This is a genomic window from Herbidospora sakaeratensis (assembly GCF_001570525.1).
In the GTDB taxonomy this organism is placed as follows: Bacteria; Actinomycetota; Actinomycetes; order Streptosporangiales; family Streptosporangiaceae; genus Herbidospora; species Herbidospora sakaeratensis.
Genome location: NZ_BBXC01000026.1, coordinates 65,704 through 83,210 on the forward strand (window position 1 = coordinate 65,704; position 17,507 = coordinate 83,210).

The 17,507-nt window shown below is 71.0% G+C and carries 15 protein-coding genes; 7 read left to right on the plus strand and 8 right to left on the minus strand.

Annotated features, from left to right (window positions below):
* Positions 1 to 159: 159 nt before the first annotated feature.
* A complete protein-coding gene (locus AW271_RS35600) occupies positions 160 to 2,031 on the plus strand; it encodes a tetratricopeptide repeat protein (RefSeq protein WP_062342310.1) in 1,872 nt (623 codons plus the stop codon).
* Positions 2,028 to 2,627, plus strand: a complete 600-nt coding sequence (locus AW271_RS35605) for an MFS transporter (protein ID WP_062342312.1) — start codon at positions 2,028 to 2,030, stop codon at positions 2,625 to 2,627. Before AW271_RS35600 ends, AW271_RS35605 begins: the two co-directional genes overlap by 4 nt.
* On the opposite strand, the gene AW271_RS35610 is transcribed toward AW271_RS35605, so the two are convergent.
* The gene (locus AW271_RS35610) at positions 2,528 to 2,965 is read right to left on the minus strand and encodes an NUDIX hydrolase (RefSeq protein ID WP_157554972.1); all 438 of its coding nucleotides are present in this window, start codon (positions 2,963 to 2,965) and stop codon (positions 2,528 to 2,530) included. The genes AW271_RS35605 and AW271_RS35610 overlap by 100 nt on opposite strands.
* Positions 2,966 to 3,046: 81 nt before the next feature.
* Here AW271_RS35610 and purU point away from each other — a divergent pair, with 81 nt between their 5' ends.
* Positions 3,047 to 3,895 (plus strand): formyltetrahydrofolate deformylase, encoded by an 849-nt coding sequence (gene purU, locus AW271_RS35615; RefSeq protein WP_062342316.1) that lies wholly within the window; start codon positions 3,047 to 3,049, stop codon positions 3,893 to 3,895.
* Positions 3,896 to 4,079: 184 nt separating this feature from the next.
* On the opposite strand, the gene AW271_RS35620 is transcribed toward purU, so the two are convergent.
* Positions 4,080 to 6,146: a prolyl oligopeptidase family serine peptidase gene (locus AW271_RS35620; protein ID WP_062342317.1), complete on the minus strand. Its 2,067-nt coding sequence runs from the start codon at positions 6,144 to 6,146 to the stop codon at positions 4,080 to 4,082.
* A gap of 287 nt (positions 6,147 to 6,433) precedes the next feature.
* Here AW271_RS35620 and AW271_RS35625 point away from each other — a divergent pair, with 287 nt between their 5' ends.
* The 3 genes from AW271_RS35625 to AW271_RS39205 are packed head-to-tail and all read left to right on the plus strand — an operon-like array spanning position 6,434 to position 8,016.
* Positions 6,434 to 6,943 (plus strand): HNH endonuclease, encoded by a 510-nt coding sequence (locus tag AW271_RS35625; protein WP_062342319.1) that lies wholly within the window; start codon positions 6,434 to 6,436, stop codon positions 6,941 to 6,943.
* Between the two features lie 10 nt (positions 6,944 to 6,953).
* Positions 6,954 to 7,769 (plus strand): GNAT family N-acetyltransferase, encoded by an 816-nt coding sequence (locus tag AW271_RS35630; protein WP_062342322.1) that lies wholly within the window; start codon positions 6,954 to 6,956, stop codon positions 7,767 to 7,769.
* A gap of 28 nt (positions 7,770 to 7,797) precedes the next feature.
* Complete coding sequence (locus tag AW271_RS39205; RefSeq protein ID WP_083977720.1) at positions 7,798 to 8,016, plus strand: FmdB family zinc ribbon protein; 219 nt, start codon at positions 7,798 to 7,800, stop codon at positions 8,014 to 8,016.
* A gap of 103 nt (positions 8,017 to 8,119) precedes the next feature.
* On the opposite strand, the gene AW271_RS35635 is transcribed toward AW271_RS39205, so the two are convergent.
* The 4 genes from AW271_RS35635 to AW271_RS42675 form a co-directional block, all read right to left on the minus strand.
* On the minus strand, positions 8,120 to 8,899 hold the full coding sequence (locus AW271_RS35635; protein ID WP_157554974.1) for a serine hydrolase: 780 nt from the start codon (positions 8,897 to 8,899) through the stop codon (positions 8,120 to 8,122).
* Positions 8,900 to 8,949: 50 nt separating this feature from the next.
* Positions 8,950 to 9,447 carry a helix-turn-helix transcriptional regulator gene (locus AW271_RS35640; RefSeq protein ID WP_062342326.1) on the minus strand — a complete coding sequence of 166 codons (498 nt, stop codon included), beginning with the start codon at positions 9,445 to 9,447 and terminating at the stop codon, positions 8,950 to 8,952.
* A 38-nt stretch (positions 9,448 to 9,485) separates the two neighbouring features.
* Complete coding sequence (gene ilvD / locus AW271_RS35645) at positions 9,486 to 11,321, minus strand: dihydroxy-acid dehydratase (protein ID WP_062342328.1); 1,836 nt, start codon at positions 11,319 to 11,321, stop codon at positions 9,486 to 9,488.
* Between the two features lie 145 nt (positions 11,322 to 11,466).
* Positions 11,467 to 12,081, minus strand: coding sequence for a nuclease-related domain-containing protein (locus AW271_RS42675; protein WP_245653362.1), 615 nt, complete (start codon positions 12,079 to 12,081; stop codon positions 11,467 to 11,469).
* Between the two features lie 327 nt (positions 12,082 to 12,408).
* On the opposite strand from AW271_RS42675, the gene AW271_RS35655 reads away from it, so the two are divergent.
* On the plus strand, positions 12,409 to 13,803 hold the full coding sequence (locus AW271_RS35655; RefSeq protein WP_062342331.1) for an amidase: 1,395 nt from the start codon (positions 12,409 to 12,411) through the stop codon (positions 13,801 to 13,803).
* A 9-nt stretch (positions 13,804 to 13,812) separates the two neighbouring features.
* Here the strand turns inward: AW271_RS35655 and AW271_RS35660 are convergent, their stop codons facing one another.
* Complete coding sequence (locus AW271_RS35660; protein ID WP_062342333.1) at positions 13,813 to 14,781, minus strand: hypothetical protein; 969 nt, start codon at positions 14,779 to 14,781, stop codon at positions 13,813 to 13,815.
* A 71-nt stretch (positions 14,782 to 14,852) separates the two neighbouring features.
* Positions 14,853 to 17,420, minus strand: a complete 2,568-nt coding sequence (gene pepN, locus AW271_RS35665; protein WP_062342335.1) for an aminopeptidase N — start codon at positions 17,418 to 17,420, stop codon at positions 14,853 to 14,855.
* Positions 17,421 to 17,507: the final 87 nt, after the last annotated feature.

The following is a 17,507-nucleotide window of genomic DNA, read 5'->3' on the forward strand; positions in this document are numbered from 1 at the left end:
AAGTGGGGAACCCTTTAGCGGGGAAAGAGGCACGATGAAGAAGATCATTGTCCGCAAGCCCGGCACGGTGAAACTCACCGGCACCGCGAGCGTCATCCACAAGGGGTGAGGCCGGGGCCTCGGCAGATCTGGGTTCGGGGAGATCTCTCTCGTGACCGTATGGCGGCGCTCCGCACGCTCGGGGCGCCACCGCTCTTCATGGCCGCCGTCAACACGCATCGGCGGCTGCGCGGGCCCTACACGTTCGGTGGAGCTCTGCTCCGCGTACTCGTGACCGAGGCCTTGGAGCGTTCCCCCGGCCTAGCCGACCGATTCGACATCGAGATCGACGCCGTTCTCCCGGGATCGCGGGAGCGTGCTCCCGGGAGACGGCGGCCGATCGACGCGACCCTGCCCGACGACGAGCGCATCCTGGTCCCGGCGCCGCGCCGCACTCTGCGCCTGGCCAACGGGATCGCCGAACTGGCCCTGGAGGTCATGCCCGAGGGCGTCTCGCTGGTGGCCGACAACGTCCACGAAGCCGATCCGACCGACCTGGAGCTGCTCCAGGTGTTGTCCCGCCGGCTGCCCGGCGTCACCGTGATCCTGTTCGACACCTCGTCAGCGCCTTCTGACGTGATCGACAGCGACGGGACCACCGACGACCCCGCCGCCTGGGCCGCCTACGAGGCCCTTGACCCCCACGACCGCAGGAGCCGCCACGACCGCCGCGCCGCCGAGCTGGGACCGGCGGAGATGCTCGGCGCGCTGCCCTGGCACCTGGAGCGCGGGAGCGACCCGGCGGCCGCCGTGGAGGCGTTGTGGGCCGCCGTCGACCGCTGCGTGGTCGAGGGCTTCCTGCACGCCGTCGTGGAGCTCGGGCGCCGGGGCCTCGCGCTCTCCGAACCGGGTTCGCCCGGCTGGTGGCGCTTCGCCCAGCGCACCGCGACCGCCCTCGGCGGCCTCGGCCGCCGCTCAGAGGCTCTTGAGATGTACGACCAGGCGCGCCGCACCAGCCTCGATCCGGCCGTGCACGCCGCCTCGGCCTACGGCACCGCGATGCTGGACGCCCGCCACCCCGACCCCGCCCAGCGCGACCTCGGCCGGGCGACCGCCTGGATCAACCAGGCCATCGCGATCTCCACGATCCTGCCCGACCCGCACGAACGCGCCTTCAAGCTGGGCTTCGACCAGAACGGCAAGGCCCTCATCGAACTGCGCCGGGGCCGCCTCGACACCGCCCTCGACCTGGTCGAGTCGGCCCTCACCCTGGCCGAGGAGCTCCCCGTGGGCGCCCACCCGCTGCACCGCATGGTCCTGCTGGCCAACCGCGCCCAGCTGCTGGCCACGATGGGCAACCCGAAGGAGGCCCTGCACGACCTCGACCGGGCCATCGCCTACGACCCCGCCGTGCCCGACCACTACCTCGACCGCGGCAACCTGCGGTTGCGCCTGGGCCAGACCGACGCCGCCCTGGCCGACTACGAGACGGCCATAGCGGTCGGCCCGCCCCTCCCCGAGGCGTTCTACAACCGGGGCGAACTACGCCTCGGCCAGGGCGACCTGACGGGCGCACGGACCGACTTCGACCACGTCCTGGAACTCGACCCCGGCTTCCTGAACGCCTACGTCAACCGCGCCGGCATCCTCGAGATGCTCGACGACCACGAGGCCGCCCGCGCAGACGTGACCGCCGGCCTGGCCCTCGACCCGCGCAACCCCCACCTGCACGCCGTGCTCGGCCAGCTGGAGACCGCCCAGGGCGACCACACGGCCGCGAGGGCCGCCTTCGACGTGGCCCTCGACGGCGCCCCCGACCTGGCCTCCATCTGGGCCAACCGCGGCATCCTCCGCTACGAGACCGGCGACGTCGAAGGCGCGGTCGCCGACCTCACCAGAGCCCTGGAGCTCGACGAGGACGCCGCCGTCTACTTCAACCGCGCCGTCGCCCACCGGGCCCTCGACCAGGAGGAAGCCGCCCTCGACGACCTCAGACGGGCCCACGACCTCGACCCGGACGACCCCGACATCCGGCACGCCCTCGACGCATGATCCGGGAATACGTCCTGTTCTGGACGGGTTCGACGATCTCCTTCCTCGGCACCAGGGCCACCGCGATCGCCTATCCGCTGCTGGCCCTGGCGGTCCTCGACTCACCGGTCGCGGCCGGCCTGATCGCATCGATCGGCATGATCCCCTACCTGGTGCTCTACCTGCCGGGAGGGGTGTACGTCGACCGCCGCGACGCCCGGACGCTGATGATCGGCGCCGAGACCGCCCGGCTGGTCACCGCGCTGGCCATGGTCGCGGCGGTGGTCACCGGGCAGCCCGGCTTCGTGCTGTTCGCCCTGGTCGCCTTCGCCGACGGGACGGCGGCGGTGATCTACTCGCTGGCCGAGGTGAACCTGCTGCGCGGCATCGTCGACCAGCCGAGGATCGCCGGCGCCCTGGCCGGCAACGAGGCCAGGACCAGCGTCGCGGGCATCCTCGGCCGCCCGGTCGGCGGTCTCCTGTTCGGCCTCGGGCCCGCCGTGCCGTTCGCCGGGGCCTATACCAGGCGTTCGATGACCTCGCGGAGGTTCGGCGGCTCCACCCGCTCGGGCAGCGTGTCGAGCGAGTCGGGGGTGTGCCAGGCGTGCCCCCGGTAGGTGCCGGTCTCCTCGGAGGTGAGCTCGGTGCTCCCGACCTTGGGCGTGCCCGGGAACCGGGCCAGGAAGAAGGGCTCGGTCTTCATGTAGTGCACGCCCAGCCAGTGGAAGTCGCGCTCCACCTGCACCCAGACGTCTTCGACCGCCTCGCCGGGCAACCCGGTCTCCTCGGTCAGCTCCCGCCGGGCCGCGGCCAGCGCCGACTCGCCCGCGTCGATGCCGCCGCCGGGCGGTTCCCAGAAGACCTCGTCGCTGACGTGGTCGTGCCACCGGAGCAGCAGCACCCGCCCGTCGCCGTCGAGGCAGATGACGCGCGCGGCCGGTCTCGTCTCAGCCACTGTGACGTCCCCCATTCGCCAGTGCCGGTCCGGGTATCATTCTCCGTCCGAGTCACCCCGTCGACTGAAGGTTTGCGGAATATGACCGCCGAATACGTGCTGACGCTCTCGTGCCCTGACCGTCCCGGAGTGGTGGCCGCCGTCTCGGGGCTGCTGGCCCGCCACGGCTGCAACATCACCGAGAGCCAGCAGTTCGGAGACCCCGTCTCCGAACGGTTCTTCATGCGCGTGCAGTTCACCGCCGAGACCGCCGCCGACGTGCTGCGCGGGGACTTCGCCGCCCTCGCCCCCGACTTCGGCATGGAACTCCAGCTCTTCGACCGGGCCGTGCTGCCGAGGGTGCTGGTGCTCGTCTCCAAGTTCGACCACTGCCTGAACGACCTGCTCTACCGGGTCAGGTCGAAGTCGCTCGGCATCGAGATCGTCGCGGTCGCCTCGAACCACCCCGACCTGCGGCCTCTCACCCAGTCACACGGCATCGACTACCACCACCTGCCGGTCACCCCGGCGACCAAGGAACGCCAGGAGCAGGAGATCCTGACCCTGGTCGACCACTACCGGGCCGACCTGGTCGTGCTGGCCCGCTACATGCAGGTGCTCTCGGCCGACCTGTGCGGCAAGTTGTCGGGCCGGGTGATCAACATCCACCACTCGTTCCTGCCGTCGTTCAAGGGCTCGCGCCCCTACCACCAGGCCCACGCCCGGGGCGTGAAACTGATCGGCGCCACCGCCCACTACGTGACCGCCGACCTCGACGAGGGGCCGATCATCGAACAGGAGGTCGCCCGCGTGAACCACACCCACTCGCCCGAAGACCTCGTGGCGATCGGCAAGGACCTCGAGTGCCAGGCCCTCGCCCGGGCCGTCAAGTGGCACGCCGACCACCGCATCCTGCTCGACGGCCACAAGACGGTGATCTTCCCCCGCTAGGGGGCCGCGACCGCCCCGCGGCTCCGGTCGGGGCGTCGGAGCTCTGCCGTTGCGGCGCGGGGCGGAAAAGGGCGTCGGCGCCGGGTGCGGCCCCTGCCGGAGGCGGCGGGCGGGGTGAGCCGTAACGGACGGGAGAGGAAGGGCCCGGACATGGTCCGGGGCCTTCCTCTGCGGGATCCGGCGATCAGGCCTTGAGCCCGAGGTGGGTCGCGAAGAAGGCCAGCTGGTCGGCGGCGAGTTCGACGCTCTTGCTGACCGCGCGCGCCCCGTGGCCCGCCTCGGCCTCGTTGCGGAGCAGGATCGGCCGGTCGCCCCCGGTGGCGTGCTGGAGGGCCGCGGCGGTCTTCCAGGCGTGCAGCGGGTGGACGCGGGTGTCGCTGGCGAAGACCGTGAACAGGGTCGCCGGGTAGGCGACGCCCTCCTTCACGTGGTGGTAGGGCGAGTAGGCCCAGAGCCAGCCGAACTCCTCGGGGTCGTCGGCCGAGCCGTATTCGACGTTCCAGGTCGCGCCCAGGCCGAACTTCTCGTAGCGGATCATGTCGAGCAGCGGCGCCGAGCACACGACGGCGGCGAAGAGCTCGGGACGGCGGGTCAGCGCCGCGCCCACCAGCAGGCCGCCGTTGGACCCGCCGGAGATGCCGAGCATCTCGGGCGTGGTGATCCCCTGGGCGATCAGGAACTCGGCGGCGGCCTCGAAGTCGCGGAAGGTGTTCTGCTTGTTGGCCAGCATGCCGTCGCGGTGCCACTCCTCGCCCTGCTCGCCACCGCCCCTGAGCTGGGCGATGGCGTAGACGCCGCCCGCCTCGACCCAGCTCAGCACCGATGCCGAGTAGCCGGGCGTCATCGAGATGCCGAAGCCGCCGTAGCCGTTGAGGATGGTCGGGCGCGGGCCGTCGCGGTCGACGGGGGAGATCACCAGCAGGTGGACCTCGGCGCCGTCGGCCGACGGGTAGACCAGGTGCTCGGTCTGCACCGGCGGCACGTCGACCGTGCCGGGGGAGGCCGCCCACAGGGTGGTCTCGCCGGTGCGGGCGTCGAAGCGCTGGATCGTCGGCGGGGTGGTGTTGTCGGTGTAGCCGAACCACGCCTCGTGGCCGCCCTCGGGGCGCTCGGAGATGCCGCCGATCGTGCCGATGCCGGGCGTCGGCACCGAGCCGATGCGCTCGCCGGTCTCGAGGCGGTGGACGGTGATCTCGGAGATCGCGTGGCGGGTCCAGCCCGCCAGCATGATCGGCTCGTCGAGGTCGTCGAGGATGGCGTAGTCGCTCAGCACCGCCTCGGGGTCTTCGGGGAGCAGGTCGCGCCACGACTCGTAGCCCGGCTGGTCGGGGGTGGTCACGCAGACCCGGGCCCGGGGCGCGTCGCGGTCGGTGAAGACGTAGAGCCGCCCGTCGCGCCCGAAGTGGAGCCCGGTCTGGGCGTCGACCCCTTCCTGGACGGTCACCAGCTCGGGCGCCCCGATGTCGCCGGTGCGCAGGTCGGCCAGCCACAGGTCGTTGCGCGGCGCGGTGCCCCGCGACGCCGAGATCGTCAGCCACGACCCGTCGCGCGAGACGGAGACCCCGTAGTAGTTGGTCTTCTCGAGCCCCTCGCCGAAGATCAGGACGTCGTCGTCGGGCGCGGCGCCGACCGTGTGGAGGTAGACCCGCCGGTGGTACTGCTCCTCGTCTTGGGGCACCAGCTCGGGGTCGAGCCGGCGGACGTAGTAGAACCGCTCCCCGCCCGGCAGCCAGGCCACGGGGGAGTAGCGGCAGCGGTCGATCGGCCCCTCGACGATCTCGCCGGTCTCGACCTCCATGACGTAGAGCTTCGACTCCTCGTCGCCGCCCACCGAGATCTGGTAGGCGAGCAGCCGGCCCTCCTTGTCGGGCTGCCAGGTGTCGAGGGTGGTGAGGCCGCTCGGGTCGAGCGCCATCGGGTCGAGCAGGGCCCGCTCGGCCCCGTCGGCGTCGACGACGTACAGGACCGAGTGCTCCTGCTCCGGAGTGCGGCGCATGAAGAAGCGCCGTGCGCCCCGCCACGCCGGGACCCCGATCGAGCCCGACTTCAGCAGCTCGGCCACCCGGCCGCGGAACCGCTCGCGGCCGGCCAGCTCGGCCTCGCCGAACAGCTTCGCCTGCGCCGCGAGCCAGTCGGCGACCTCGGCGGACGCCGGCTCCTCCAGCCACCGGTAGGGGTCGGGCACGGTGGTGCCGTGGAGCACGTCGGCCACGTCGGCACGCCTTGCGGCGGGGTAGGAAGGTCGCGTCATGCCTGGCACTCTAAGGCAGCTCACCGACAGCCCGACACCGTAGGCCGACACGCCTGTCGGGGGGAGTAAAAAGATGATCGCCGGGGCATAAAGAGCATCAGGCGTACCAGTTGCCCAGGTTATGGGGTGGCGGACTTGTCTTCGCAAAGGACACACTTTGGTTGAGGACGGTGCCGTGGTGACCATCCGCTGGGCCGTCCGGCGGAGGTCCGTGTGAAAGAACGACCTGAGTCCCAACAGACGGGGCCACAACTCCGGCGCACAGCCATGGCCGGGGAGGTCGGCTGATGCGCCAGGTTCTACTCCTCAACGCAACCTATGAGCCACTGACCACTCTCTCGATGCACCGGGCGATCGTGCTCGTGCTCCGCGAGAAGGCCGACATCATCCATCGCGACGGCCGCGGCGGTGTGCTCAGATCGGCGACCCGGACCCTCGACATCCCGTCGGTGATCCGGCTCCGTCGCTACGTCCGCATTCCCTACCGGTCGAGGATCCCGCTCACGCGGGCGGCGCTGATGCGCCGCGACGACTTCCGCTGCGCCTACTGCGGCCAGCGGGCCGAGACGATCGACCACGTCATCCCCCGCTCCAAGGGCGGCCCGCACACGTGGGAGAACTGCGTGGCGTCCTGCATGCCCTGCAACCATCGCAAGGCCGACAAACTCCTGGAGGAGATCGGCTGGCAGCTCCGGGTGCTCCCGGTGGTCCCCCGCGGGCCCCACTGGAGGCTGATCGGCGCCCAGCTCGACGGGGACCCGCAATGGGCGCCCTACCTCGAGGAGTCGGCGGCCTAGGATCCGGTGCATGACCTGGGTTCTGAGCGACGATGTCACCGGTTTCCCCGGTGACGCCGAAGACTGGCTGCTCCGCGACCCCGTGCGGAACACGGTCCCGCTGACCGTGCTCCGGGGGTTGCGGAGCGGCGTCTTCCGCGACGACAACCTGTGTGGCTGGTTCGTCGAAGACGACGAGATCGCCGGGGCGATCCTGCACACCCCGCCCTACCCGCTCCTGCTGGGCGCGGTGCCCGTGCGCGCCCTCGGGCCGCTGGCCCGCGACCTGATCGCGCTCGACCGGGCCGTCCCGGGCGTCTCGGCCCCGCTGGAGGTGGCCGAGGCCTTCGCCCGCGTCTGGTGGCGTCCCGAGACCTTCCGCCGCAGCGAGCGCCTCTACCGTCTGACCACCCTGGCCCCACACAGAACCCCAGGCTCTCCGCGTACGGCCACCGCCGCCGACCGCGACCATCTCGTCAGCTGGTTCCGCGACTTCCAGCACGAGGCCCACGTCGACCGCGACGCCGATCCCACCCCGCTGGTCTCCGCCCGCACCAACCGGGAGGAGCTCGTCTACTGGGACCACGGGGGAGCGCCCGTCTCGATGGCCGCCTTCTCCCAGCCGATCGCCGGCATGTCCCGCGTCGGCCCGGTCTACACCCCGCCGGAACTGCGCGGCCGGGGCTACGGCTCGGCCGTCACCCACGCGGCCACCGCCGCCGCCCTGGCGGCCGGCGCCTCCGAGGTGCTGCTCTTCACCGACCTGTCGAACCCGACGTCGAACTCGATCTACCAGAAGCTCGGCTACGTCCCGGTGGGCGACTACGCCTCGGTCTCCTTCACCTGACGGCGACGCGGGCCCGTAGTCTGGTCGCATGCCGCGTTATGACTACCGCTGCCGCGCCTGCGGTTCGACCTTCGAACTCAACCGCCCCATGGCCGAGGCCAACGCCCCCGCCCCCTGCCCCGGCGGCCACGACGACACGGTGAAACTCCTCTCCACGGTCGCCGTGACGGGCACCGCCTCAGCCTCGGCCCCCCGCCCCTCGTCCGGTGGCGGCGGTGGCTGCTGCGGCGGAGGTTGCTGCGGCTGACCAGGCGCCGTTCACCCCGGCGGACCCGTCTCATGGCACGGCCCGGCGCGGCACCGTGAGGGGCGGCAGCGCCCGGTGGCAGCGCTGCCAGGCCGATCATCGCTCAGCGGCGGATGGCTGAGATCACCAGGTCGGCCAGTTCCTCCGTCGTTCTGATGCCGGTCTCCTTGTCGGGGTTGCCCTCGGTCAGGACCGCGATGAGCAGGTCGGAGGTCGCCGACGTCAGGCGGCCGACGCTGTTGACCACCCAGCGGCCGTCGTCGGCCGTCACCGGCATCCAGCCGTTCTTGATCGCGACCTGTTCCCCGGCTCGGGCCGCCGCGCTCACCCCCCACGCCTGGGACGGCTCGACCGAGGTCATCAGGGCGTGGGCGTAGGACCGGTTGGCGACCGTCAGCGGCCCCGTCGGGGAGGTCAGCAGATCGAGGAGTTTGAGCTGGTCAGCCGGGCAGCTGCGGGTGGTGCCCCACGCCGGGGCCGGCCAGGTCTGGTCGACGCCCAGGTCCCGGAGCAGGCGGGTGAGGCCCGTGCTGCCGCCCAGCTCCACCGCCAGTTCCTGGGCCGCCGTGTTGTCGCTGCGGCGCATCATCGCCTCGGCGCGTACCCGTTCGGCCGGGGTCGGGTCGCGCCGGCCCGACTGGGCGTTCAGCAAAGTGCCCAGCAGGATGCCCACCTTGGCGACGCTGGCCAGCGGGAACGTGCCCGGGGACGGTTCGACGGTGAACCTGGTTCCGGTCAGGCGGTCGTGGACGGCCACCGCCCCGCGCCCCGGGCGGGTGCGCAGGTAGGCAGCCGCCTCACGGGTCAGCGTCAGCCGGTCGGCCGGACAGAACTCTCCGTCAGACGTCATGGCGCAGGCCGCCGGCAGGGACCTCAGGTTCATGATCACAGAGTCGGCCGAGGGCCCTGACCGGCGGTTTCACGACACGCGGGTTATGCCGCAGTCTTACTCCGGCGCTGGAACGGCAGGAATCGTTCCGGTAAGTGGGGGCGCGCCGGGATGTCGGTGGACTCGACCGAGATGATCCGGTCGAAGCGGAACGCGCGGATGCCGCGGCGCATCCGGCACCAGCCCGCCAGATACCAGTGTTCGCGGTGGACGAGGCAGGTCACCGGCTCGACGTCGCGGACGCTGAGGTGGCCGGCGGCGTCGAGGTAGTGGATGCGGACGACGAGCCGGGAGGTGATGGCCTGGGCGACCGCGCGGGCGCGGCGGGCGACGTCGGGGGACAGGGGGGTCGTCAGGGTGGACAGGGTCGTCGCGATCACATCGTCGTCGAGCTCGCGGAGCTCGATGTGGTCGAGCGCGTGGCGCAGACCCCGGCGCGCGGTCACGGACTGCGGACCGGCGCCGAGGTGGGCGAGTGAGAGCGCGAGCGCGGCGAGCTCGGCGGTCGTCAGGGACCCGTTGTGCCGAATGACAGTGGCCATACCTTGATTTTAGATAAGCCCACTGACATTTTCTCGAACTAGTTCGCGAGCTGGGAGAGGTCTCGTGAGGCTCCCGTGCTGGCCGAGGTGGTCAGCGCGGCGTACGCCTGCAGGGCGGCGGTGACCGGGCGCTCGCGGTCGCGCGGGCGGTAGCGGCCCAGCTCGGCCAGCAGCTTCTCGCGGCGGGCGGCCAGGTCGGCGTCGGCCACCTTGAGCTCGATCGAGCGGCCGGGGATGTCGATCTCGATCAGGTCGCCGTCTTCGACCAGGGCGATCGCGCCGCCCTCGGCCGCCTCGGGGGAGGCGTGGCCGATCGACAGGCCCGAGGTGCCGCCGGAGAAGCGGCCGTCGGTGACCAGGGCGCAGGCCTTGCCCAGGCCGCGTCCCTTGAGGAAGGACGTGGGGTAGAGCATCTCCTGCATGCCGGGGCCGCCCTTGGGGCCCTCGTAGCGGATGACGACGACGTCGCCCTCCTTGACCCTGCCGCCGAGGATGCCGTCGACGGCGTCCTCCTGCGACTCGAACACCACGGCCGGGCCGGAGAACCTCCAGATCGACTCGTCGACGCCCGCCGTCTTCACGACGCAGCCGTCGACGGCGATGTTGCCGTAGAGGACGGCCAGGCCGCCGTCTTTGGTGTAGGCGTGCTCGACGTCGCGGATGCAGCCCTCGGCGCGGTCGACGTCGAGGGTCTCCCAGCGGTTGTCCTGCGAGTAGGGCTTCACCGTGCGGACGTTGCCGGGCGCGGCGTACCAGAGGTCCTGAGGGTTGGACAGCACGTCCCACCGGTCGAGCAGCTCGCCGAGAGTGCCGCCGTTCACCGTGGTGGTGTCGCGGTGGAGCAGGCCGCCGCGGTCGAGCTCGGCCAGGATGGCGGGGATGCCGCCGGCCCGGTGGACGTCCTCGATGTGGTACTTGTTCGTCGCCGGGGCGACCTTGCACAGGCACGGCACCCGCAGCGAGATCTCGTTGATCTCCTTCAGGCCGAAGTCGACCCCGGCCTCGCGGGCGGCCGCCAGGATGTGGAGGATCGTGTTGGTCGAGCCGCCCATGGCGACGTCGAGGGCCATGGCGTTCTCGAACGCGTCCTTGGTGGCGATCGAGAGCGGCAGCACCGAGTGGTCGTCGTCCTCGTAGTAACGGCGGGCGATCTCGACGACCGTCTTCCCGGCGTCCTTGTAGAGCTGCTCGCGGGCCTTGTGGGTGGCCAGGATCGTGCCGTTGCCGGGCAGGCCCAGGCCGATCGCCTCGACGAGGCAGTTCATCGAGTTGGCGGTGAACATGCCGCTGCAGGAGCCGCAGGTCGGGCAGGCGTCCTCCTCCATCGCCAGCAGCTCCTCGTCGGAGACGCTGTCGTCGGCCGCCGCGATCATCGGGTCGATCAGGTCGAGCTTGCGGCCCTTGCCGGCGATCTGGGTCTTGCCGGCCTCCATCGGGCCGCCCGAGACGAAGACGGTCGGGATGTTCAGCCGCATGGCCGCCAGCAGCATGCCCGGGGTGATCTTGTCGCAGTTGGAGACGCAGATCAGCGCGTCGGCGCAGTGGGCGTTCACCATGTATTCGACCGCGTCGGCGATCAGCTCGCGCGAGGGCAGCGAGTAGAGCATGCCGCCGTGGCCCATCGCGATGCCGTCGTCGACGGCGATGGTGTTGAACTCGCGCGGGATCGCGCCCGCCTCGCGGATCGCGCCCGCCACGACGTCGCCGACCTCGCGGAGGTGGACGTGGCCCGGCACGAACTGGGTGAAGCTGTTGGCCACCGCGACGATCGGCTTGCCGAAGTCGCTGCCGGCTACCCCGGTCGCCCGGAGAAGGGCTCGGGCACCGGCCATGTTCCTGCCGTGGGTGACCGTTCGAGACCTGAGGGCGGGCATGGCCAGACTCCGATCAGAAGACGTTCGACGTCCATACATGGTAAGTCCGCCGCCCGAGCGCTGAGACACGGGTCCCAGAACGTGAAACGGCCCGTGCCACCGGGGGCACGGGCCTGATCGGACGATGGATGAGAACGTTCCTCTGTCAGACCTCGCTGTAGCGGGACGGCAGGACGTTCTCGGCGGCCTTGAAGATCGAATCGACCTCCGAGGTCGTGAGCGACTTCTCCCGCTTGGTGATCCACTTGCGGACCATGCTGCCGGAGAACACGTCGACGTCGCGGACGTTGAGGATCCGCCAGGGGATCGCCGGACCGTAGATGGCCAGCGACGGGACGACGGTGATCTCGCGGCCGAGCGCCTTGCTGATCAGGTCGCCGGCCTGAGTGGCCTCCCAGCGCGCCTCGTCGAGGCGCGGCTTCTGGTTGAACGGTCCGTGGAAGAGCTTGCGGTGTGACTGCACGCGCACGGGAAGACGCCGGTCCCACTTCTCGGAGTCGACCGCGTAGACCCCTGTCGGGCCCACCACCAGATGGTCGATCTGGGCGTCGCTGCCGGGGATCGACCGGGCGTGGAGCGTGCGGTAACCACCGCGTTCGAGCTTCTTCAACTGGGCCTCGGTCCGTCGCTCCGCGACCGACGGCCGCCGCCAGGCCGGCACGGACGACGACGTCCGTGCCCGGTAGACGGTCAGCCCGATCGCGGTCAGCACCAGGAACACGAGACCGGTACGGACGCTCCCGAACAGCAGACCCGTCACGATCCCCACCGCGACGGAGATTGCCGCTCGGCGTACCAGATCCTGATATCTGGGTTGCTGCAAGGTGCTCCGCAGAGACGCGCGCTCTACTGGCGCGTAGGTCGACGCGGGCGTGTCGGGTCGCGTCGGGGGGCGCTCCTCACGATCGCTCACCCAAATAGGTGACGCATCGTGACCCTCTTCGGGCGCTAGACGGCTATCCACATAACAGACGGTAGTTGAGGCGCCAAGCTGTTGCCTAGTGGAGCCTGGTTCATACTTTTGTGGCCAACATTTGCTGATTCGCGCATGCTGGTATAGGGCATCATCTCTAGATATCTTCCGGCCGTGGCCGGCATTCATGATCTCACCGCTCTCGAGCTCGCGTCCGCGGTTCGCTCCCGCGACCTGTCGCCCGTCGAGATCGCGGAACACTACCTCGCCCGGGCCGACGAGGTCGGCGCCTATGTGACCCCGACCCCCGAACTGGCCCTTGAGCAGGCGCGACGCCTTGAGAACGAAGATCCGGGCGACCGGCCGCTGTTCGGCGTGCCGGTGCCGGTGAAGGACCTGAACTTCGTGAAGGGCGTGCCCGTCAGGTTCGGTTCGGCCACGTACGAGGGCTTCACGGCGCCGGTGGACGACTCCATCGTGACCCGCCTGCGCGAGGCCGGGACCGTTATGACCGGTAAGACCAATTCGCCAGAGTTTGGTTTGCCCTGTTACACGGAACCTACCGTCGCGCCACCGGCCCGCACCCCCTGGGACGTGACGCGGTCGGCCGGCGGGTCGAGCGGGGGCGCCGCGGCCGCTGTGGCCGCCGGGCTCGCGCCGATCGCCCACGGCAGTGACGGAGCGGGGTCGATCCGCATCCCGGCCGCGGCGTGCGGGTTGTTCGGCATCAAGCCCAGCCGTGGACGCGTCTCCTTCGCCCCGATGATCCCCGACCTGGCCGGGCTGTCGGCCAACGGGCCGCTGGCCCGCACCGTCGCCGACGCGGCCGCGCTGCTCGACGTGCTGGCCCACCACCAGCCCGGCGACCTCTACTGGACGCCGGACACGGAGCCCTTCGCGCGGTACGTCGGCCGAGACCCGGGACCTCTCAGGATCGCCCGCCACCGCGACCCGGTGGTCGACGGCGCCGAACTCCATCCGGAGGTGCTGGCGGCCTACGAGAAGACGTCCACACTGCTGGAACGGCTCGGTCACGAGGTCGTCGACATCGACAACCCCTACGGCGCCGACGTGGTGCCGCTGTTCGAGCGCATGTGGTTCTCCTTCGCCTGCATGCACCCCGTCGCGCCCGGGAAGGAGCACCTGCTGCGGCCCGTCACGGCGTGGTTGCGGGAACGCGGGTTCGCCACTCCCGCGCCCGACTTCCTCAAGGCGTGGTCGGCGCTGCAGCTGACGACCCGGTTCGCGCTGCTGGTCACGAACGAGTTCGACGCCGTCCTCACCCCCACCGTCACCGGCCTCACCCCGGAGATCGGCTGGTTCGAGGACGTCGACGACCCCGCCGAGACCTTCGAGCGCATGAAGCGCTTCGCGCCGTTCGCCGCCGCCTACAACCTCAGCGGCCAGCCCGCGGTCAACCTGCCGATCCACTGGACGCCCGAAGGGCTGCCCGTCGGGGTCATGCTGGCCGGCCGGTGGGCCGAGGAGGGCACCCTCATCATGCTGTCGGCGCAGGTCGAACAGGCGGTGGGCGGCTTCTGGGGAGAGCGCCGCCCACCGGGGTGGTAGCGGCCGGGGTCAGGTCAGCAACGACACGACGTGCTCGGACACGTCGGCCAGCAGCCCGGCCGGCCGCACGTCGGCGCCCGCGATGGCCGACACCAGGCTCGGCAGCCCTTCGAGGGGGAAACCGTCGTTCCTGGTGACCTGGTGGCCGACGCCGTTCTTGTCGAGCACGGCCCGGCTGCGCCGCCAGGCCTCCAGCACCTCTTCGGGCGAGGGCACCCCGAAGCCGTGGCCGACCGGGGCGGCGTGGCGGAGCCGGACCAGCGGGGTGTCGGCGAAGGCCAGGGCCGTGCGGCAGCGGGTGGACAGGGTCTCCTTGTCGGGCACCCAGTCCATGGCCGTACAGGGAGTGCGGCACTTGGCGACGCAGACCGCCATCGCTCCGGCGACCTGGCTGTGCTGGCGGTCGAAGTAGGCCCGCCAGCCCTCGGCCGGCTCGGAGGCCACGCGCAAGGAGCGCTGGGTGGCCGATTGTTCGGAGCGGGTGTGGTCGCACTCCTTCTCGCCGATGACGCCGAAGCGGCTGCCCGGCGCCTGGAGGCCCTCGGGCCAGCGGGCGGGGTCGCCCGAGTGGCCCAGCGCCTCCTCGAAGGCCAGCAGGGGCAGGTATTCGGAGGTGATGTGCACCGCCGCCATCATCGCGCTGAGCTCGCGCTGGTCCCAGCGGACCTTGATCACCTCAAGGAGCAGGGAGTAGGCCGGGCGCAGCGAGTCGAGGGCGCCGCGCGGGCGTTCCTTGGGGGTCTGCGGCATGTGGCAGGCACGGGCCCGGCGGCGCAGGTCGGCCGGGATCACCGGCGCGTCGAGCTCGCTGGCGAAGTCTTCGGCGTCGAGGGTCAGCAGGCGCTGGCCGAACTCGCAGACGGCGGCGACCAGCGCCGCCCGCGACTCGTCGGACAGCACGGCGCCGGACAGGGCGCCGACGTCGCCGAAGGAATAGCGGCGGGCCAGCGCGATGAGCAGGTCGTGGGCCGACTCCATCCATTCACTTTCTCACGGGGTACGGGGAAGGCCGGGCGCGGGCCCGGCCTCCCCTGAACCTACGTGACCTTTCAGGCCGATGCGGCGTCCTTCGCCCGAGCTCGCAGGGCGCGGTCGACGCCGTCGGCGCCTTCGAGCAGCAGCCGCTTCAGGCCGTGGGGCGGCTGGGCGGAGGTGATGAGCTCGTGGGTGGCCTCGGCCGTCTCGGGGCGGATCAGGTGGGTCGGGTAACAACCGACCGCGAAGTTCTGCGCCGAGTCGCTGGTCCAGTTCTTCCAGATGCCGGCGACCTCGGCGAAGTAGGCCGGGCCGTAGGGCTCCAGCAGGTCGACGCGGCGCGGCTCGCCGAACCCGAGGATGGTCGAGCGCAGCACCGCCCCGCTCAGCTCCCCGCTGACGATGCGGGCCCAGGCGCTCGCCTTGGCCTCCTCGGTCGGGATCGAGGCGCGGGCCATCGCGGCCGAGCGCTCGCCCGTCGCGGTGGCGTCGCGCACCAGCTCGGCGTCGATGTCGGCGGCGCCGAGCACGCCCCCGACGACCAGGGCCCGGGTGAGGGTCCAGCGCAGGTCGGCGTCGACGGTCAGCCCGGCCGGGACGTTGAGGCCCAGCAGGATGGCGTGGAGCAGGTCGAGGTCGGCCTTGGAGGTGGCGACCTCGGCGAACGCGTTGAGGTAGGCCAGCTGGTGGTCGGAGCCGGCCTCGGCGCCCTCGAACAGGCGGCGCAGCGTGGCGGCCAGCGTGGCCAGGCCGGTGTCGCGCCATTCGGGGGCGGCGTACTGCTGGACGGCCATGCGGGCCTGGCGCAGCACCGTCTGCAGGACGGTCAGGTCGCGGACCGAGTGGATGCCCGACTCGACCAGGGTGACGTAGTCGCGGGTGGCCATCTCGCCGTCGCGGGTCATGTCCCAGGCGGCCGACCAGCACAGGGCGCGCGGCAGCGAGTCGGCGAACTTGACGATGCCGCCGTTGACGACGGTCGCCAGCGAGCGCTCGTCGAGGCGGACCTTGGCGTAGGTCAGGTCGTCGTCGTTGACCAGGACCAGGTCGGGCTGGAGCTCGCCGACCAGCTCGGCCACGGCGGTGCGGGCGCCGACGACGTCGAGCTCGACCCGCTTGACCCGGGTCAGCACGCCCAGGACGTCGGAGTAGAGGCCGATCGCGACCCGGTGGGAGCGCAGCGTCGGGTAGTCGGCCGGGGCCTCCTGGAGCACCTCGAACCGGGTGAACCGGCCCTCGGCGTCGACGTCGAAGGAGGGACGCAGGGTGTTGACCCAGGAGGTCTCCAGCCACTCCTTGCTCCACGACGACAGGTCGCGGCCGGACTGGCGCTCGAGGGCGCCGAGGAGGTCCTTCAGCTCGGTGTTGCCCCAGGCGTGCTCGTTGAAGTATTCGCGGACGCCCGCGAGGAAGTTGTCGAGCCCGACGTAGGCCACCAGCTGCTTCAGGACGCTGGCGCCCTTGGCGTAGGTGATGCCGTCGAAGTTGACCTCGACGGCGTGCATGTCGGGGATGTCGGCGGCGATCGGGTGGGTCGAGGGCAGCTGGTCCTGGCGGTAGGCCCAGGCCTTCTCGACGTTGGCGAAGGTGGTCCAGGCGCCCTGGCCCCAGCGGGTGGCCTCGGCCTGGCAGAGCACCGACATGTAGGTGGCGAACGACTCGTTCAGCCACAGGTCGTCCCACCAGCGCATGGTCACGAGGTCGCCGAACCACATGTGGGCCATCTCGTGGAGGATCGTCTCGGCGCGGCGCTCGATCAGGGCGTCGGTGACCCGGGAGCGGAAGACGTAGTCCTCCAGGAAGGTCACGCAACCCGCGTTCTCCATCGCGCCCGCGTTGAACTCGGGGACGAACAGCTGGTCGTACTTGCCGAACGGGTAGCGGAGCCCGAAGACGCGGTGGAAGAAGTCGAAGCCCTGCTTGGTGACCTCGAAGATGTTGTCGCCGTCGAGGTGCTCGGCGAGGGACTGGCGGACGTAGATGCCCAGCGGGATGCCGTCGTGCTCGTCGTGGACGGAGGCGTAGGGGCCGGCCACGAGGGCGGTGATGTACGTCGACATCACCGGCGTCGCCGGGAAGTGCCAGCGCTTGGCCGCCTGGAGCGTGCCATGGCGGCCTTCGTGCTGCTCCAGCTCCAGCGACTCGTCGGGGGCGGAGTTGGAGATGACCGCCCAGTCGGCCGGGGCCAGGACCGTCAGCTCGAAGGTGGCCTTGAGGTCGGGCTGGTCGAAGCAGGCGTACATGCGGTGGGCGTCGGCGGTCTCGAACTGGCTGTGCAGGTAGACGCGCTTGTCGACCGGGTCGACGAACCGGTGGAGGCCCTCGCCGGTGCGCATGTAGGTGCAGTCGGCGTCGATGCGGAGCTCGTTGCGCTCGGCCAGGCCGCTGAGCGGGAAGCGGCCGGCCTCCTCGTCGTAGGCGTCGGCGTCGAGCCGGACGCCGTTCAGCACGACCGACCGCACGTGGGCGTTGTGGAGGTCGATGAAGGTGTCGGCGCCGGGCTGCGCACACGTGAAGTGGACCGTCGTGACGCTCTCGAACCGCTCGTCGCCCTCGGTCAGGTCGAGCTCGACCGAATAGGACTGAACGGTCAGCAGCCGGGCGCGCTCCCGGGCCTCGTCACGGGTCAGATTGCCTGCCACATCCGCTCCTCACACACGGCCCGCCGCGCCGTCGCGACCGGGATGACCGCATCCTTCCACGACGACCGGACAAAGCCGCAATCAAAT

Coding starts and splice junctions, on each gene's coding strand:
- AW271_RS35600 (WP_062342310.1), top strand. CDS start 160: ATGGCGGCGCTCCGCACGCTCGGGGCGCCACCGCTCTTCATGGCCGCC.
- AW271_RS35635 (WP_157554974.1), bottom strand. CDS start 8,899: ATGAACCTGAGGTCCCTGCCGGCGGCCTGCGCCATGACGTCTGACGGA.
- ilvD (WP_062342328.1), bottom strand. CDS start 11,321: ATGCCCGCCCTCAGGTCTCGAACGGTCACCCACGGCAGGAACATGGCC.
- AW271_RS35605 (WP_062342312.1), top strand. CDS start 2,028: ATGATCCGGGAATACGTCCTGTTCTGGACGGGTTCGACGATCTCCTTC.
- AW271_RS39205 (WP_083977720.1), top strand. CDS start 7,798: ATGCCGCGTTATGACTACCGCTGCCGCGCCTGCGGTTCGACCTTCGAA.
- AW271_RS35630 (WP_062342322.1), top strand. CDS start 6,954: ATGACCTGGGTTCTGAGCGACGATGTCACCGGTTTCCCCGGTGACGCC.
- AW271_RS35660 (WP_062342333.1), bottom strand. CDS start 14,781: ATGGAGTCGGCCCACGACCTGCTCATCGCGCTGGCCCGCCGCTATTCC.
- AW271_RS35620 (WP_062342317.1), bottom strand. CDS start 6,146: ATGACGCGACCTTCCTACCCCGCCGCAAGGCGTGCCGACGTGGCCGAC.
- AW271_RS35640 (WP_062342326.1), bottom strand. CDS start 9,447: ATGGCCACTGTCATTCGGCACAACGGGTCCCTGACGACCGCCGAGCTC.
- AW271_RS35625 (WP_062342319.1), top strand. CDS start 6,434: ATGCGCCAGGTTCTACTCCTCAACGCAACCTATGAGCCACTGACCACT.
- purU (WP_062342316.1), top strand. CDS start 3,047: ATGACCGCCGAATACGTGCTGACGCTCTCGTGCCCTGACCGTCCCGGA.